15 protein-coding genes are annotated in these 16940 nt (G+C 58.1%); 7 read left to right on the forward strand and 8 right to left on the reverse strand.

Annotation, left to right across the window (positions count from 1 at the left end):
* Window positions 1-174 precede the first annotated feature (174 nt).
* Together ACTQ33_RS08685 and ACTQ33_RS08690 are read right to left on the reverse strand one after the other, a co-directional pair.
* Window positions 175-1809 (reverse strand): BCCT family transporter, encoded by a 1635-nt coding sequence (locus tag ACTQ33_RS08685; RefSeq protein WP_441463930.1) that lies wholly within the window; start codon window positions 1807-1809, stop codon window positions 175-177.
* A 33-nt stretch (window positions 1810-1842) separates the two neighbouring features.
* A complete protein-coding gene (locus ACTQ33_RS08690; RefSeq protein ID WP_441463932.1) occupies window positions 1843-3288 on the reverse strand; it encodes a lyase family protein in 1446 nt (481 codons plus the stop codon).
* 147 nt (window positions 3289-3435) lie between these two features.
* Here ACTQ33_RS08690 and ACTQ33_RS08695 point away from each other — a divergent pair, with 147 nt between their 5' ends.
* Complete coding sequence (locus tag ACTQ33_RS08695) at window positions 3436-4230, forward strand: IclR family transcriptional regulator (protein WP_441463934.1); 795 nt, start codon at window positions 3436-3438, stop codon at window positions 4228-4230.
* Window positions 4231-4748: 518 nt separating this feature from the next.
* On the opposite strand, the gene ACTQ33_RS08700 is transcribed toward ACTQ33_RS08695, so the two are convergent.
* The 4 genes from ACTQ33_RS08700 to ACTQ33_RS08715 form a co-directional block, all read right to left on the reverse strand.
* The gene (locus ACTQ33_RS08700) at window positions 4749-5864 is read right to left on the reverse strand and encodes a Zn-dependent alcohol dehydrogenase (RefSeq protein ID WP_441463936.1); all 1116 of its coding nucleotides are present in this window, start codon (window positions 5862-5864) and stop codon (window positions 4749-4751) included.
* Between the two features lie 62 nt (window positions 5865-5926).
* Entirely contained in the window at window positions 5927-7216 is a 1290-nt protein-coding gene (locus ACTQ33_RS08705; RefSeq protein WP_441463938.1) for a lyase family protein, read from the reverse strand.
* Between the two features lie 404 nt (window positions 7217-7620).
* Entirely contained in the window at window positions 7621-8307 is a 687-nt protein-coding gene (locus ACTQ33_RS08710; RefSeq protein ID WP_441463940.1) for a HesA/MoeB/ThiF family protein, read from the reverse strand.
* An 11-nt stretch (window positions 8308-8318) separates the two neighbouring features.
* Complete coding sequence (locus tag ACTQ33_RS08715) at window positions 8319-9254, reverse strand: TIGR03943 family putative permease subunit (RefSeq protein ID WP_441463942.1); 936 nt, start codon at window positions 9252-9254, stop codon at window positions 8319-8321.
* 147 nt (window positions 9255-9401) lie between these two features.
* Between ACTQ33_RS08715 and ACTQ33_RS08720 the strand changes: the two genes are divergently transcribed.
* The 6 genes from ACTQ33_RS08720 (at window position 9402) to ACTQ33_RS08745 (ending at window position 14768) form a co-directional block, all read left to right on the forward strand.
* Window positions 9402-9656, forward strand: coding sequence for a hypothetical protein (locus ACTQ33_RS08720; protein WP_441463944.1), 255 nt, complete (start codon window positions 9402-9404; stop codon window positions 9654-9656).
* 42 nt (window positions 9657-9698) lie between these two features.
* Window positions 9699-11564 carry an aldehyde ferredoxin oxidoreductase family protein gene (locus ACTQ33_RS08725; RefSeq protein WP_441463946.1) on the forward strand — a complete coding sequence of 622 codons (1866 nt, stop codon included), beginning with the start codon at window positions 9699-9701 and terminating at the stop codon, window positions 11562-11564.
* 18 nt (window positions 11565-11582) lie between these two features.
* Window positions 11583-12011: a 4Fe-4S binding protein gene (locus ACTQ33_RS08730; protein WP_441463948.1), complete on the forward strand. Its 429-nt coding sequence runs from the start codon at window positions 11583-11585 to the stop codon at window positions 12009-12011.
* Window positions 12012-12259: 248 nt separating this feature from the next.
* Entirely contained in the window at window positions 12260-12784 is a 525-nt protein-coding gene (locus tag ACTQ33_RS08735; protein WP_441463950.1) for a nitroreductase family protein, read from the forward strand.
* A gap of 144 nt (window positions 12785-12928) precedes the next feature.
* Window positions 12929-14509, forward strand: a complete 1581-nt coding sequence (locus tag ACTQ33_RS08740) for a GGDEF domain-containing protein (RefSeq protein WP_441463952.1) — start codon at window positions 12929-12931, stop codon at window positions 14507-14509.
* Between the two features lie 79 nt (window positions 14510-14588).
* On the forward strand, window positions 14589-14768 hold the full coding sequence (locus ACTQ33_RS08745; RefSeq protein WP_441463954.1) for a hypothetical protein: 180 nt from the start codon (window positions 14589-14591) through the stop codon (window positions 14766-14768).
* Between the two features lie 514 nt (window positions 14769-15282).
* Here ACTQ33_RS08745 and ACTQ33_RS08750 read toward each other — a convergent pair.
* On the reverse strand, window positions 15283-15759 hold the full coding sequence (locus ACTQ33_RS08750) for a hypothetical protein (RefSeq protein WP_441463956.1): 477 nt from the start codon (window positions 15757-15759) through the stop codon (window positions 15283-15285).
* 126 nt (window positions 15760-15885) lie between these two features.
* Complete coding sequence (gene spoIVB / locus ACTQ33_RS08755) at window positions 15886-16854, reverse strand: SpoIVB peptidase (RefSeq protein WP_441463958.1); 969 nt, start codon at window positions 16852-16854, stop codon at window positions 15886-15888.
* Between the last annotated feature and the right edge of the window lie 86 nt (window positions 16855-16940).

Below are 16940 nucleotides of genomic sequence, written 5' to 3' on the forward strand. Positions count from 1 at the left end.
CAGGCTATCTATTTCCACCATCTCTATCACATTGCGATCCATCTTCCCACGTTCCAGCATCTTTCTCACCACCTGCTGCTATTATACCTCTTACAAACGAAAAAGCCCAGCTTTCGCTGGACTTTTTCGACAGACTGAGAGACGCTGCTGAAGCAGCGCCTCTTGGAAAGTACCCTATTTCTTCTTGTGAATCCACGCCTTCAGCTTCTCCATGGTGGGAGACGGAGGCGCGCAGGGTTCACCGTTGTCTGGCGCATCGGCAATGGCTTCTTCATACTCAAAGTTGCCCGAAGCATCCCGCGGTCGCTTTGCCATATAGATGATGAATCCGATAATCATAACCAATCCCAGGAATACGATGGGGAAACCAGCGAAAGTCTTGACCATCTTGACGCCGTCCACACCGCCGGCCATAGTGAACACCAGGGCGGCCGCAGCGATGAGCAGGCCCCAGAACAGCTTGAGGGCAAAAGGCGCTTCCTCATTCTCGGAGCTGTTTTTGATGCTCATGGAGGCGATGGTGGAGATCATGGAGTTGGCCAGGGTGATGAAGGACACAGCAATGATCAACAGCATGAATGCCTTAACAACGGGAGCGAAGGGCACGCCGTTGAAAGCCTCCAGCGTCATGGCTTCCATGCCCTTTTCCAGGTAGACGGAGTAGTAATCGACGCCTTCAAAAATCTGCGCATGGAGGACAGTGCCGCCGAAGATGGCAAACCAGATGAAGCCGAAGATAGAGGGCATAACCCAGTTGACCACGACGAACTCCCGGAGGGTCCGGCCATAGCCCAGGCGGACGAAGAACAGACCCATGAGGGGACCGTAGCTGAGCCAGTCCACCCACCAGTACTGATCCCACCACTGGGGCCACAGTTCACTGTCGGGGAACGGGGCGGTGAAGGTCATGGACTCGATAAAGTTGTTGAAGTAGTGGCCCAGAGACTGGGTCAGCAAATTAAAGATGTAAGAGGCGGGGCCGCAGATCAGCAGGAACAGCAGCAGGATCACATAGAACCATGCGTTTTTGTCGCCCAGCCACATGATGCCGCGGTTGAGGCCGCTGACGGCGGTGGAGGTGTAGGCGGCGAAGATGATCACGGCCACGATGAAGTAGACGAACTTGGTGGGCTCGATGCCGAAAACAATATCCACGCCGGTGGACAGCTGCAAGATGCCGTAGCCCAAGGAACCAGCGACGCCGCCAATGAGAGCGAAGCAAGTCAGCATATCAATGAAGGTACCCAGCTTGCCCTTGGCCAGCTTGTCGCCCACCACGGGAATCAGGCCCGAGGAGACGTTGAAGGGCTTGCGCATGTTGTGGATGACGTAGGCCAGAACCAGGCCGAAGGCCACATAGATGGCGTAGGGGGTCAGGGTCCAATGGAGGAACGTGGTGCTCATGGCCCAGATGACCGCCTCATTGCTGCCGGGCTCCAGGTGGAGGCTGGGGGCGGGCTCAAAGGTAAAGAGCAGCGGTTCCACAGCGCCCCAGAACACGACACCGGTACCGATGCCGGCGCAGAGGGCCACGACGAACCATTGCCAATAGGACATTTTGGGCTTGGCGTTGGGGCCGCCCAGTTTGATTTTGCCGATGGGATGGAAAATGACCACAGCCACGAAGCCCACAAACAGCAACATGGTCAGGCTGACCACCCAGCCCAGGTTGTACTGCAATACCTCAAAGCCCTTGGTCAGGGTATCGGTGAAGGCCTGGCCAATGCCCAGGGACAACGCGATGACCACAATAAAGATCAGGGACGGGACCAGCAGGACCGCCGGTCGGATGGTAAACTTTTTCTTCATGGGATGATTCTCCTCCTTCTTACATTCGGCCCGTCAGCCGGATTCTTTAGGGGATGCGGATGGGTTCTGCACCGTGCGGCGCAGCTGTGCGATGGCGTCTGCCATGGAATCACCGTGGGTCATGAGGGACGGGTCCAGGAGCCGCTTGGCCGTATCAGCGTCCAGAAGCCCCTGCTCTACGGCCACCTGGGCCACGGTCTTGTTGTCCTCCAGGGCCTGGCGGGCCACGGCGGAGCCGGTCTCATAGCCGAAGACGGCGGAAATGACCATGGCGATGGCGGCGGAAGTCTCCGCCTGGCGGCGGCAGTGGGCCTCGTTGACCGACAGCCCCGCGATGCAGTCCCGGGCGAACCTAGGCAGGCCCCGGCGCAGGAGGCGGCAGGATTCCAGGATGCACTTGGTGATGACGGCCTCCCAGACGTTCAGGTCCAGCTCGCCCCGTTCGGCGGCCATGGTGACAGCGGCATCGTTGCCATGGACCAGCAGATAAATCTCGATCATCAGTTCCGGCAGGATGGGATTCATCTTGCCCGGCATGATGGACGAGCCCGGCAGCACCGCCGGCAGCCGCAGCTCTCCGAAGCCGCCCCGGGGGCCGGAGGACAAAATCCGCAGGTCCGAGGCCATTTTGGAAACGCCGGCGGCCAGTGATTTCAACGTGGCCGACACATGCACATACTCGTCAGCAAACTGCATGGCGTCAAAGAAATTGTCGGCAGGCTGCACGTCGTAACCGGTCAGGGTTTTCAGATGGGGGTACACGGCGTCCACGTAGCCGGGCATGGCCCCCACGCCGGTGCCGACGGCAGTACCGCCCAGAGGCAGTGCCAGACATTCCTCGGCCCGGTACTGGAGCAACTGCTTGTGGCGCACCAGGAAGCTGTGCCAGCCGCTGAGCTCCTGGCCCACGGTAACAGGCATGGCGTCCTGGAGGCAGGTGCGGCCCAGCTTGACCACATCTTTGAATGCCTCGGCTCGTTCGGCTACCGCTTCCGCCAACACGTCCACAGCCTTGACCACTTCCAGAATGAGACTGTGGGTCGTCAGCAGCATGGCCGATGGCAGCACATCATTGGTGGACTGTCCCATGTTCACATGGGTATTGGGGTGTACTTCCATACCGTCCAGCAGCATCGAGGCCCGGTGGGCCAGAACCTCGTTGAGGTTCATATGGATACTGACGCCGCCGCCGCCGGTGACCATGTCCACGGGGAATTGGTCGTCCAGCTTTCCGGCCAGGACCTCATCCACCGCCACGCCGATGGCCCAAGCCCGCTTTTCGTCCAGGGCGCCGATCTGCTCATTGGCCAGAGCCGCCGCCTTCTTGATGCGGGCCATGGCCCGGACCACTTTCATACCGTCCTCACCATAGGTGTGGCCGGTGACGTTGGAGTTCTGCACGCCCCGCACCGTCTGTATGCCGTAATACGCCTGATCCTCCAGCTCCATCTGGCCGAGGAAATCGTGCTCGATTCGCATGGGTATCCACCTCTTGCTATGTCATTGGGATTGTTCATGTATTGAACTTTTTGCTCATAGTGCTTTTCTTTTGTCAAAAGCTATGATATGATAGGGGAAACTCGCTCCGACGCCACCGGGCTGTTGGAGCCATGGGAGGTAGGCATTTTGTCACCATCGACACAAACACCCCCGGCTCAGGCCGAAAAACGCAGTGCCGCCGGCGCCCAGTCTGTGGAGCGCGCACTGTATTTATTACAGATGATCGGTGAGGAAGACGGTCCTGTATCCCTGCCCGTTCTCTGTGAGCGGACGGGACTCAACCGCACCACCGTCTGGCGGCTTCTCTCCACCCTGGAGAAGTATCACTTTCTCTGTCGCAACCCAAAGACCAAGGACTATGATCTGGGCTATGGGTCCACCATGCTGTGTACCGCGCCCCAGCGGCGGTACGCGGCCCTGATTCGCCGCGCCCAGCCCGCCATGGAGCGGCTGGTGGCGCATACCCAGGAATCCCTGATCCTCAGCGTCCCCCACGCCGGCGGGACGTTGGTCGTCTATCAGATGGATTCCCCCCTCAGCATCCGGCTGAAGGATTACACCAATCAAATCACGCCCCTTTGGAACACCTCCAACGGTAAAGTGCTGCTGGCCAACCTCCCCCCCCGGGAGCTGGAGCAGCTGCTCCGTCAGCAGCCCCTGAGCTTTTCCTTGCAGCCTGTGGAGGACCTGGAAGCCGTCCGGGAAGCCGTCCGGCTTACCGCCCAGCGGGGCTACGGCACCGTTGAGAATGAATGGAGCGCAGGCGAAAACGGCATTTCCGCGCCCATCTACGCCGATGGACAGCTGGTGGCCTTTTTAGGCATCGGCGGTCCCGATACTCGGTTCACCCGGCAGAATATGATCGACGTAGCGCCTCTGCTGCTCTCCGCCTGCGCCGAAATCGGCGCGGAGCTGCTGTAATCGGTAACGCCTCTTATCCTTGGGGGACGCCGTCCCCCAAACCCCCTGCGATTTTTTGTATGGGGCAATCCCCCACCCGTGTGTCGGCGGTTGTCGCCGGGCCTTTTCCGCCATGGCTGCGGTGTGGCTTTTGGCCATACATCCAGTATGCCTGCAAAGCCGCGTCTTGCCCTGACAGAAAATTCCTCGCCGACAACTTTTGACAACGGGCGGCGGATTGCCCAAAATCGAGTAAAACTTTCCATTGACCCCGGATTCCCCAGGAATCCGGGGCCAGAATTTTTATGGTTGATATGCACTTCCCTGCCCGGTCCGTCTCATCCTTGCAGTCCCTTCCGGTCAAGCGCAAAGGCGGTAAGGGGCAGACCGGCAAGAGGACTCGGCGCGGAATGGTTCGTCGGGACAAGGTGTGGATGCGCCGCCATACTGGATGTATGGCAAGCAGCCACAGCGCGGACCCGGCGAAGCAGGCCCGGCGAGGGCCGCAGCCGATCTGTCCCGCACCGCCGCTAAAAAAATCAGTCGAATTCGATGACGTAGCGGCCCATGTTCTTGCCCTTGGGATCGTGGAAGATGTCGAAGACCCGGTTGATGTCCTCCAGGCCGATCTTCTCGATAATCAGGCTGTCCAGATCGTACTTGCCGTCCAGGTACAGCTGCGCGATTCTGGGGAAGTCGTTGAAGGGGTTCACGTCGCCGTAGAAGCTGCCCTTGAGAATCTTGCCGTAACGGTGGAAGGAGCCGGAGGGCAGGGCCAGGGTGCCGTCGGCGGGATACGCGCCGATGACCACGGTGGTGGAGCCCTTGCGGCCGGACTGGAAGGCCATGGAGCCAACCTTGGTGTTGCCGGTGCAGTCAATGGCGAATTCCACGCCCAGGCCGTCGGTCATCTCCTTGATGGCAGCGGGCACGTCGGCCACGGTCATGGTGTTGACGGTGTCGGTGGCGCCGTACTTCTTGGCCAGCTCCAGGTTGTCGTCCTTGATGTCGCAGGCGATGATCTTGGACGCGCCGGCGATGCGGGCGCCCTGGAGGGCGTTGGCGCCGACGCCGCCGATGCCGAAGACGGCCACGGAGGAACCGGGCTCCACCTTGGCGGCCCGGACGGCTGCGCCGTAACCGGTGGCCACGCCGCAGCCGATCATGCAGGCCTGGGCGAAGGGCATCTCATCGGCCACCTTAACGCAGCTCATCTCGGGGACCACGGTATACTCAGCAAAGGTGGACAGCAGGGAGCAGTGATACAGGGGGCCGCCGTCCATGCTCATACGGGGGGTGCCGTCCATGAGGGTGCCGCCGAACATGGGACCGAAGGCCGCTTCACAGAGGTTCACCTTACCGGCGCGGCAGTAGGCGCAGGTACCGCAGTAGGGCACCCAGCTGAGGACCACATGGTCGCCCACCTTGCAGGTGGTGACGTTGGGGCCCACGGCCACGACCTCGCCGGCACCCTCATGGCCCAGGACCTGGGGAATGGGAGTGGTGGGGTCCTCCAGCACGTTCAGGTCGCTGTGACAGACAGCAGTGGCGCGGATCTTCACCAGAACCTCATTGGCCTTGGGCTCGTGGAGCTCGACTTCGCGGACTTCCAGGGGCTTGCCGACGCCGGTCATAACAGATGCTCTCATTTTCATAGCGGGAACCTCCTAAATAATGATTTGTGAAATTGGTAGTTGGTATGTAAGATGCGGGAGTGTCAGCGCTCGCCGCCGTGTGGCAGCGGATTGCGCTGTAAATCTGCGGTGACGGCTTCCAGTCCCTCGGCTTTGATGCGTTTGGACAGGTAGGCGTAACCGTAGGTTTCCTTGTAGGCGACGATCTGCGGGATGCGGGCGGCAGCGTACTTCCGGCACACGTCCTCGTTGAGGACGATGCCCGCGACGCACCGGACCCGAAGCCGCTCCATGGCGGCGCGCAGACGGTCGATGCTCTCCAGAAGCAAAAAGCCCATAAGCTCCTCCCAGAGATTGATGTGGACTTCTCCCAGGCCCACGGCCCGCTGGATGATACCGTCGCTTCCCTCAATGAGCATAGCACACTGGATCATCATTTCCGGCAGCACCGGATTGACCTTGCCGGGGAAGAAAGAGGAACCGGCCTGGACTGCGGGCAGCTGCATCTCCCGGAGGCCCGTGTCGGGGCCTGAGGACAGAAGCCGCAGATCGCGGGAAAATTTGGCCAGAATCTGACTGAGTCGCGTGACAGCTGCGGAGACGGCGGCTACATCGTCGGGGTACTCAGCAGCGTCCAGCAGGTTTTCCTGCCAGGTTAACGCCCGTCCGGTGACGGCGCGCAGGGCTGGGAGAATCTGCTCCCGATAGGCTTTGGGAGCACCGGTTCCATCGCCGATGACTGTCCAGCCCAGGTTGATTTCGTGTAGCGTTTCCCGCCACCGGCGCAGTTCCTTCCGCTGCCGGGCAATGGCCGAGGCTGTGGCGGAGAACAACGCCCCGGCAGAAATCTGCATGCCGTCCTGCCAGCAGGTGCGGGCAATGGTGGGCACGGGATCAAAGCGCCGGGCCAATTCCTCCAACTGCTCCACCCAAAGGTGGATTTCCTCGTCCAGGGTCTCCAGCCCCTCCAGCAAGGCCAGCCGCAGGGACGTATGGCAGACGTCCGAGGTAGATTGGGAACAGTTGACGTCGTTGACTGGGTGGACGTCCCCACCGGCCAACGTGGCGATGACCTCATTGAGGTTCATATTGATGCCGATGCCGCCGCCGCCGTGGTACACATCCACAGGGAACTGGTTGTCGTACCGGCCGGAACCAATCTGACGGCAGGCCGCTTCAATGGCCTCCGCTTTTTCCGGGGGCAGCAATCCCGCCCGGGCATTTGCCCTGGCACATGCCGCCTTTACCTGGGCCGCTGCCCGCAGATATGCGGGATACCGAGACAGGGGCACGCCGGAAAAGGTCATATTTTCCAGAGTCAGCCGTGTCTGCTCTCCATAAAGAGACTCCTGGGCCTCACTCCATGGCTGCATAACGACCTCCTTTCTCGTTCACTATGTGAAATGTCAGTTTGCAATGTGACATTCATTGCAACATCACTGTACCCCTTTCCCCAGAGATTGTCAATATCGCCATGTCAACTTGATGGAATTCCAGCAACTTTTATACCTTTTACACAAATAGGACATGAAAATTTCGTTGCACTTCACGGGGAATTCTCCATTGATTTTTACAAAATTCGTGTTCTATACGCTTCTGTAAAGTTATCGTGATAACTGTACTTTTTTATAAAAACTTCTTATGCCATGATCTTTTTGCAGGATTTATCGATTTTACCATCATAATAGTATAGTTTCACAGTGTGAACAAATTATCGCGATTACCCTTAAAAAATAAAAAAAGCGGGGCATCATCCGTCGGATGATGCCCCGCTTCCCTACAGTGTGATCATACGCTGCTCCATGGTCCGCAGATCCAGCAACAGCAATTTGCCTGCCAAGGCCGGTAGCCGGCCGGTCAGCAGCTTCAACGCCTCGGCAACCTGCATCCCAGCACAGACAGCCGGTGTCATGGATAGGCTGGTTTTATAAGCCGGGTCGTCGGGTGTCTGCTGTGAAATTCCCCCATACAACCCATGAAGCACCCGGGAACAGGGCAAGCCAGTGGTCACCTGAAGATTCCACCCCAAAATGGCTCCATGGACATAGGGTACATTGTGGCGGTCGCAGACATCCTCCAGCAGCAGCCGGGCGGGCAGGTTGTCCAGAGCGTCCACCACCAGATCAACACCCCGCACCAGCGCGTCGGCGTTGTCCTCCGTAAAAAATTCCATCACCGGTTCCACCGCTGTCTCCGGTGCGATCTCCCCCACCCGCTCCGCCGCCGTTCGGGCCTTGGACCGGCCCAGGCGGGCCGGGGTGCTGTAGAGCTGGCGGTTCTGATTGGACGGTTCAAAGCAGTCGCCGTCCACTACCGTCAGCCGCCCTACCCCCAGACGGGCCAGCAGTTCAATCAAATACCCGCCCAGGCCACCGCAACCCAGAACCAGGACGTGTTTTTGCCGTAATGTCTCCTGTTCCTCCACCGAAATGGCCGGGAAATTCCGTTCATATTGGGGTCTCATACAAGCCCTCCCTAGAAAATAGCACTGACATAGTCCTGCTGGGGCCGGTGCTCCGTCAGCCGCAGCACTTCCAGATAGGGCGCCACATCGTCATATTGGCGGAGATACCGGTACGTCATCCGGGCTTCCACGGCCACATAGGCGAACCGTTCCAGCGTTTCTATGCCGTCATAGTGGGCCAAATAGCCCAAAAAGCTCATATCCGCCTCACAGCAGGTCATCGCCATGCGGCCAATGGCAAATTCCCCCGGCCCCAGCTGTGGGCCTCGTTTGACGGTACCTTCCACAGCAATGACTTTCCCGTTGTAGCGGTCCGGGTGGTCCCGGCAGTCGTGAAACCAGTAGACAAAGTGTTCCGGGGCAATGGTCACCACCGGTTGGTCCAGGTCATAGGGTACGTCATCCGGCACATCGTCCAGGCCGTGCTCCCCGTCCGCACAGTGAAGCCGCACCACTTTGGGATTCTCCAGCAGCGCCCGGAGACTGGCCTTACAACCACGAAGAGCCTCCGGCGACGGCAGCCGATTGACGTGGATTTCGTCGCACCGGCTGAGCACCGGTCCCAGAAACGCCCGCAAGTTGCTCAGCTGAACGGGCAGCATGGAGCCGTCCAGCAACGCCACGGTCCGCTCCGGCCGCCACCGCAGCGGCATGGCAAAGCCCACAGCCCGCCACATGGCATTGCACTCAATGACAATGGACGCTGGTCGGTATTGATCTTCCAGGGCGAGAAATCGTTCCCTGGTCATGTCCGCTTCCCCGTCGATATAGACACAGTGGACGCCATCCATGGGCTGAAGTTCTTCCATTCCCTCTTCGCAGGCGATGACCAAAACCGGTTTGGGCAACGGGTCCTCCGCCAAAAACCGCTGAATCCAGGTGGTTTTGCCTGATTCCAGCAGGCCCCGCACCAGTGTGGCGGAAATCGATTGACGGTTCTGCTCCATAACATCCCTTCCTTTTTGTGATAGTCGCTAAAAATCTTCCAATCCGGTTGACAGTTCTATGAACATTATGCTACCATACAGATGTTTATAATGCAATCATAAAGTTCGCATTACGAATACCCTGTTTCCATGCAAAGGAGGATACCCATGCAGATCGAACTGATCGTGGAAAGCATGCTGCTGCCCCGTCTGCCCGACGGCCAGCGGTTGGAACTGCCTGACGGGGCAACCGCCGCCGACGCCGTCACCGCCATGGAGCGGCAGGGACTCACCGGCTCCCGCACGGCGGCGGAAGTCCTGAGCAGTCATATGCTCCTGTGCAACTCCCGTCACTGCCAGGGCGACGCAGTCCTGCACGACGGAGATCGTCTCATTCTCATGAAGACCCTGCTGGGCGGGTGACGACCGGCCCAAGCCTTAACGATGTAAAGGAGAGTAGGAAAGATGCTGTATGGTTACATGGGCAAGCTGCTCTTTGTAGACCTGTCCACCGGCACCTGGGAAGTGCGGCCCCTCAGCGAGGAGCTGGCCAAAAACTTTATCGGCGGTTACGGAATCGGCGCCAAGATTCTCTACGACGAAATGCCGGCCCACACCGATGTCTTCGCCCCGGAGAGCATGATCGGATTTATGAGCGGTCCCATGAGCGCGTCCCGAGCGTTTTTCGGCGGCCGTTACATGGTGGTGTCGAAATCGCCGGTGACGGGCATGTGGAACGACGCCAATTCCGGCGGCTATTTCGGCGCGCAGCTGCGCCACTCAGGCTTTGACGGCGTGTTCGTCAAGGGCATTTCCGACAAGCCGGTCTATCTGTACCTGAACAACGGCGAAGTGGAGATCCGCGACGCCTCCCACCTGTGGGGCAAGCGCACCATCGAGGTGGAGACGATTCTGCGGGACGAGGTGGGTAAGGACATGAACGCCGCCATCATCGGCCCCGCCGGTGAGCATATGAGCCATATGGCCTGCGTCATGAACGACGAGCACCGGGCGGCGGGCCGCGGCGGCACCGGCGCGGTCATGGGCAGCAAGAAGCTCAAAGCCGTGGTGGTCCGGGGCGACCAGGAGGTGCCCATCTACGACAAGGCGAAGCTGGTGGCACTGAACCGCCAAGTGGCCGACGACATGCTCCACGGCTCCAACAAGGAGGTCCGAGACTGGGGCAACTGGGGCACGCCGGGCCAGATGAAAGCCATGCTGCTCATCGACGACGCCGGCGTCAAGAACTGGTCCAGCACTTACGAGGCCGACTATCCCCTGGACAAGGGCAACGCCATCTATGAACCCGCCTATGAGACCGGTTACAAGTCCAAGCGGTACGTCTGCCACTGCTGCCCCCTGGGCTGCGGCGCGACCTATGAGATCAACGACCCCAAGGGCAAACTGCCCAAGCGGGGTGCGTCCCGTCCCGAGTACGAGTCCCAGGCGGGCCTCAGCTCCAATATGCTCAACTCCGACCGGGATGCCGTGGTGTACATCAACTATCTGACCAACGAGTACGGCTTTGACGCCATCGCCTTTATCAACACCCTGTCCTGGGCCTGCGAATGTTATGAAAAGGGCGTTCTGACCCGGGAGCAGCTCAACGGCATCGACTACAAGTGGGGCGACCCGGAGGCCATGGAGGCCGTGGCCGAAGCCATGTGCAATTTTGACGGCGAGATCGGCCGGATTCTCACCAACGGCACCCAGTACGCCGCCGACCTGCTGGGCAAGGGCCACGAGTATCTGTTCACCATCGGCGGCATCGAGTCGGCCCTTCACGACCCGCGCAACTCCCCCTGGTATCTGATCGAAGGGGCCATCGAGCCCACGCCGGGCCGCCACATGAAGAGTCCCCTAGGCGGTGCGCTCCGAGGCAAGGACAAGGAGACGCGCTACAACCAGCGGGGTTTGGGCTTCACCGCCGCCAAGCTCAAGAGCGAGAACATGTTCTCCGAGTGCTGCTGCTACTGCCACATGTACGACTCCCCCATCGCCGGTTTAAAGTGGGATTACCTGGAAGCCATTACCGGCTTCACCTATACGCCCATGGAGCGGCATATGGTGGGCATGCGGATTTTCCATATGCGCAACGCCTTCAACGTCCGCGAGGGCTGGAAGCGGGGCGATTTCAAGTTCAGCGACAAGATCATCGGCAAGCCGCCGCTGGAGTCCGGCGCCAACGCCGGTGTGACCCACAATGTGGACCAGGGCATCGACACGTTCTATGAAGCCATGTGGCTGGATATGGACGGCAAGCCCTACAAGGAGACGCTGGAATGGCTGGGCGGCATGGATGAGGTCATTGCCGACCTCTACGGCGCGTAAGGGAAGGAGGAACCGATCATGGCTTATCAAATCAACGTTCAATACTGCGTAGGTTGTCAGGCCTGCTACCGGGCCTGTCCCTTCGGCGCGGTGGAGATTGTGGACCCCCACTACCAGCAGCAGGCCGACGGCGCGCCGGTCACCGACAGCCACAGCTGCTACATTGACCCGAAAAAGTGCAAGGAGTGCGGTTTCTGCGCCCCGGAATGTCCCGTGGACGTCATCTCCCTGGTGGACGAGAACGGCGCGCCCAAGGAACGCCCCTACTACCGCCGTATTTGGATTGAGGAATCCGAGTGCATCGGCTGCACCAAGTGCGCCCGGAACTGCCCCGTGGACGCCATTTCCGGCGAAAAGAAAAAGCCCTTCCACATCGACGAGGGCAAATGCCGCCGCTGCGGCGTCTGCCTGAACGGCTGCCCCAAGGACGCGGTCCACGCGGAGTAAGGGGTGCAGTGTCGGGGGTGTTTCGCGCCTTGCGAGGCGCGACCGGGGCTTTGCCCCTGGACCCTACAATTTTTTGAAAAAAATTGAGTAAAACTTTAATTTGGACAGGGATTCCCTTGGAATCCCTGTCCGGAAATTTTTCTTTTGCTCTGAATCCATGCTTCGCATTGTTGCGGAGGCAGTCGGAACGCTATCCCATCACAATACCCAGTCTTCCCTATTTTTTATAACTCATAGGAGGCATTATTATGGAACTGATGAACCTGTTGCAGCACCGTCACAGCGTCCGCTCCTACACCGGCGAGCCGGTACCGGACGACGTACTGGAGAAGATTCTCCAGGCGGGCCTGCTCTCAGCTAGCAGCCGCTCCCTGTGCCCGTGGGAGTTTATCGTGGTGCGGGACAAGGAGACGCTGTCCCATCTGTCCCGCTGCCGCACTGCCGGAGCCGGGATGCTGGCCAAGGCCGACTGCGCCATTGTGGTGGTGGCCGACGAGGCCAAGTGCGACGTGTGGATCGAGGACTGCTCCATCGCCATGTCCAATATGCACCTGATGGCCGACGCCCTGGGCCTGGGCAGCTGCTGGGTGCAGGGCCGTCTGCGCAAAGCCCCCGACGGCCGCGACACCGAGGACTACATCCGCAGCCTGCTCCACTACCCGGAGGGGTATCGTCTGGAAGCCATGCTGTCCCTGGGCGTGGCGGCGTCCCATCCGGCCCCCCGTTCCCTGGAGTCCCTGGACTGGTCCAAGGTTCACAAGGAGACATTCTGATTTGTTTTTCACCCGGGATGCCTTGGCGTCCCGGGTGTTTTTTTACCGACATGTGGCAGTTGTCCCTTGTGCAGTGGAAAAAAATATGATATAACCAAATTAGAAACATTCAAATTTTTTTACAGGAAAAAGAGGGTACAGTTCATGTCCAAAGCGCGGATTTCCTCTGTTGTACTGCATATTGTTCTGGTGGCGCTGACGCTTCTGGCCTTTGCCGCCGTGTTTGTCCAGGCTCTGCGGCGGCCCGCTGTGTACCGCATGGAGGCACAGCCCCTGCTGATTCAGCTCACCGCTGCCGGCGCCTTGGAGGAAAACGGCCATACCGTCTACCATCAGACCCTGCCGGAGTACGCCTGGAATCAACCCATCTGTACCATTTCCGCCAATCGCGCGTCCTTTACGGTGGAGCTGGACGGCCGGCTTCTCTACAACTACCAATCCAGCACCTTTGACAACGTGGGTATGATCCACTGGATTGCTTTGCCGGATGAGGACCCGTCGGGTGCGGAACTGACGGTTTCCAGTTCCTCCGACCAGTTGATGGTGCTGATGGGCAATCGCAGCGACGTGATTCTCTATTATCGTCAGATCAGCACACCGCCTCTGATATTTGCCTTTCTGTTTCTGATTTTGGGCGGCATCATTTTGGCCCTGTCCCTGATGACCCGGCTGCTGCTGCGGGAGGGCCATCCCCGGGCCCTGCGGTATCTGGGGATTCTGGTGGTGCTCATGGGCGTCTGGGTGGCGTCGGGCACCCCCGTTGCCCAGCTTTTTACAAGCCGCGTGGCTGTTATGAGCCTGTTGTCCCACTATTCCTTTATGCTGCTTCCCTTGTTTCTGCTGCTGTTTATCCGCAGTCTCGCATCGAGGGAGCCCAGGTACCTGCGGCTTCTGACCTGGCTCCATCTGGCAGATCTGGCGCTTCGGGGCCTGCTCCAGGCCCTGGGGGTGGCCCAACTCCATGAGACGCTGTTTCTCACGCATATTTTGATGGTTCTGACCCTGCTGGCAGTACCCTGGTTCCTGTTGACTCGCCGGAAGACCGAGTCCCGCCGGGAGGTGTATATCCTGTTGGTAGGCTTCCTGCTGCTGGGCTGCTGCGGCGTCACCGGCCTGGTGGACTATTACCTGCATACGGGCAACGGGTACATCATCTTTTTCAGCGTGGGCGTCCTGCTGTTTGTGCTGTCCCTGCTGGTGGTGGCTGTCCTTTATGTGTACCGGGAATTGATTAAGGCATCACGGCTGCAATATTATCAAAAGCTGGCAAGCACCGACTTGATGACCCGGCTCCAAAGCCGTACCGCTTTTGAAGACCGGATTGGTCAATCCTCCGTGCTGGAAGGCTCCTGCGCCTGTCTCATGATGGATATCAACAATCTGAAAAAAGCCAACGACACCATGGGCCACATCGCCGGTGACGAACTGATCAGCGACGCTGCGGAATGTGTTCTCGATATTTTCGCGTCTTTGGGCGATTGCTATCGTATGGGCGGCGACGAATTTTTAGTACTGTTGGAGCACATCAGCGAAACGGAAGTCCTTGCTTCCCTTTCCAGTCTGGAATTGGCCATCAACCGAAAGAATCTGACCAGGCCCTTTCCACTGTCCCTCGCCATAGGCTACGCCATCGGCTATTATGCGCCCATTGAACCGATGCTCAACGAAGCGGACCGAAACATGTATCAGAAAAAGCAGCAGATGAAATCCCGCGTCACCGGATAAGCACCGGTACGATTCTGTTTTTCATCTTTTGCGTGCTATGGTATACTATGCTTGAACCAGAGTAAGGGGGGCGTTTGCCATGACAATTCTTCTGGTGCTCCTGAGCGCAATTCCGTATCTACTGGGCTATGCCATGAATTGGTATATGCTGGAACACCCCGACACGCTGCTGCCGTTGGGATGGATTGCGACACTGTTCCTGCTGTTTTGGGGTCTTCCGGCCTTTCTGTGCAATCGAAAGGGTACCCAAACAAAATAGGTTTTGCTCTTTCTCAATCTGTTTGCAGCGCTGAATCTGATGCTGCTGGGAGTGCAGGAATTGATATTACGGGCCTATTGGTCCAATTGGATCGGATTGGTAACACAATTTTTTTACTTTCCTGTTTTAAATCTCGGATTTACCCTGACTGTCCGGTTTTCCAGTGTGTTTGTGGCTTATATTGTTTGTTTTATTTTGATGGCTGCCGTTTCCTATATCGGCTGCCGGATTCGGGAAAAGGTACATCGATAAGCAAACCGCCCACATCAAACGGTGTGGGCGGTTTGCTTACTTATCCATTATCTATTGTTTCTTTCCGCAGTATTCCATAAGATTGGACAGTCCGGAAAATATCCAGAAAATTGCGATGATGATTAACGCAATTCTCCAGCCCCTGGAAACGTCTGCAACAAAAATAAATGTATATAGGGCAAATACGCTGACAAGCATGCAAATAATGGTTGTAATCAATTTCACCTTTGTTCTTTTGTCCATTCACATCTTCCCCTGAAAATTATGTATTTGGTTTTCTTCCGAACAGGATAAACAGCAGCGGTGCAAAAGAGGAACCAATCACAGATAGCGTGAGGTTATCCGTCAATTTTAGCAGAAATGACGCTATTGTACTCGTCCAAGTTTGAACGTATGCAAGGATCATGCTCCATGAAAGCGGGAAGTTCGGAAGATAGAGCTGCGCCAAAACAATCAGCAAATAAATGAAAGATGTAATCCCGGCAGAGACTGCGATCTCTTTTCTGGTCATGGAGCGCAGCACCCACAAACCGCCAACCAGCAATACAATCAGGAATAACGCAGCATTAAATATTGCTGAGCGCACTGGATCGGCAGAAACCTGGGTAACACCATCGGCCCCTACCGTCTCCACTGTGAAAAAGTGGCTGCCAAGATAGACCGTTATGTAGAAGCTCACACAACTGGCTATCATACAAAAGACTGGTACTTTCCATAGCGTCCGAATACGTACTTTCATAACCGCCCCTCCTTTATAGTATCATATCGTAAAAAAGCAAAAAATGAAAGAAAAAATGTTGTCCCTACGATCAATCGCACGACCAGCGATTGTCGGCAGGGACAACAGATTGAAACAGTATGCCAATTATTCAGCAGCTTCCAGCATATTCTCTATCGAAATTCCATAGCCTTTTGTTGGATCATTGACTAAAACGTGCGTAACGGCACCCACAATCTTGCCGTTCTGGAGAATCGGCGAACCGCTCATGCCCTGGACAATGCCGCCGGTGGTTTGCAACAGCCGGTCATCGGTGATGGTCAGCACCAGATTACGGCCAGACTGGTCCGTGGGGTCCAGACGTGTGATTTCCACCGCGTACTCCACCACATTGGTATTCTGGACATTGGATAAAATCGTGGCCTTGCCGGTCTGTATCTCCTCGGCAGTGGCTACCGGCAGCGGCATCCCGCCCAACTGGCCGCTGCACTGTCCAAAAATGCCGTGGTCTGTGTTGCGCTCCACGGTTCCCAGCGTCGTAGAGGTATCAAACGCGCCTTTCAACAGGCCCGGTGTCCCCCGGACGCCCTTACGGACTTCCACCACGCTGGAGGGCAGAATCTCGCCGGACTCTACGGGCAGCAGCACCAAGGACTGCAAATCGTTGACACCGTGGCCCAGGGCGCCATAAGCGCCGGTGGTCGGATCATAATAGGTGACCGTACCAATACCGGCCATGGAATCCCGCACAGACACGCCCAGATGACAGCCGCCCGCGCTGCGGGTCGGCGCAACCGTCACTTCGGCGTCTTTGCCGTCCCGCGCAATGGCCAAATCCAACGGGCTGCCGTCACAGCTCTGGAGCATGCTCTGAAACTGCTCACAGCTGGTAATCTCGGTGCCGTTGACGGTCTCAATGACATCGCCGGACCGCAGTCCCGCCTGTTCCGCCGGTCCACCCGGTTCCAGCTCCGCCACCAGAATGCCGTCGGTCTCCAACCGGATGCCCACCGTCCTTCCCACTGCCACCAGCGTCTGGGGCATGGCCGCTGCCGCCGTAGCCAACAGCAGGGCCATCACTGCCGCCATGGTCACACGAATCTTACATCGTTTCATTCCCAGTTCCCCTTCCCTACTTGTATTTGCTCCGCCCTGTCTAATATGACCCGGGAAGGGACGTTCCACACCCGTTGATTTCACCC

The sequence above is a fragment of the Candidatus Avoscillospira sp. LCP25S3_F1 genome, from assembly GCF_052117125.1.
Taxonomy (GTDB): domain Bacteria; phylum Bacillota; class Clostridia; order Oscillospirales; family Oscillospiraceae; genus Avoscillospira_A.

Bases quoted from the DNA above. Each gene is read 5' to 3' on its own strand.
- ACTQ33_RS08690 (WP_441463932.1), bottom strand. From the start codon at position 3,288: ATGCGAATCGAGCACGATTTCCTCGGCCAGATGGAGCTGGAGGATCAG.
- ACTQ33_RS08705 (WP_441463938.1), bottom strand. From the start codon at position 7,216: ATGCAGCCATGGAGTGAGGCCCAGGAGTCTCTTTATGGAGAGCAGACA.
- ACTQ33_RS08740 (WP_441463952.1), top strand. From the start codon at position 12,929: ATGTCCAAAGCGCGGATTTCCTCTGTTGTACTGCATATTGTTCTGGTG.
- ACTQ33_RS08720 (WP_441463944.1), top strand. From the start codon at position 9,402: ATGCAGATCGAACTGATCGTGGAAAGCATGCTGCTGCCCCGTCTGCCC.
- ACTQ33_RS08700 (WP_441463936.1), bottom strand. From the start codon at position 5,864: ATGAAAATGAGAGCATCTGTTATGACCGGCGTCGGCAAGCCCCTGGAA.
- spoIVB (WP_441463958.1), bottom strand. From the start codon at position 16,854: ATGAAACGATGTAAGATTCGTGTGACCATGGCGGCAGTGATGGCCCTG.
- ACTQ33_RS08725 (WP_441463946.1), top strand. From the start codon at position 9,699: ATGCTGTATGGTTACATGGGCAAGCTGCTCTTTGTAGACCTGTCCACC.
- ACTQ33_RS08750 (WP_441463956.1), bottom strand. From the start codon at position 15,759: ATGAAAGTACGTATTCGGACGCTATGGAAAGTACCAGTCTTTTGTATG.
- ACTQ33_RS08735 (WP_441463950.1), top strand. From the start codon at position 12,260: ATGGAACTGATGAACCTGTTGCAGCACCGTCACAGCGTCCGCTCCTAC.
- ACTQ33_RS08685 (WP_441463930.1), bottom strand. From the start codon at position 1,809: ATGAAGAAAAAGTTTACCATCCGACCGGCGGTCCTGCTGGTCCCGTCC.
- ACTQ33_RS08715 (WP_441463942.1), bottom strand. From the start codon at position 9,254: ATGGAGCAGAACCGTCAATCGATTTCCGCCACACTGGTGCGGGGCCTG.
- ACTQ33_RS08745 (WP_441463954.1), top strand. From the start codon at position 14,589: ATGACAATTCTTCTGGTGCTCCTGAGCGCAATTCCGTATCTACTGGGC.
- ACTQ33_RS08710 (WP_441463940.1), bottom strand. From the start codon at position 8,307: ATGAGACCCCAATATGAACGGAATTTCCCGGCCATTTCGGTGGAGGAA.
- ACTQ33_RS08730 (WP_441463948.1), top strand. From the start codon at position 11,583: ATGGCTTATCAAATCAACGTTCAATACTGCGTAGGTTGTCAGGCCTGC.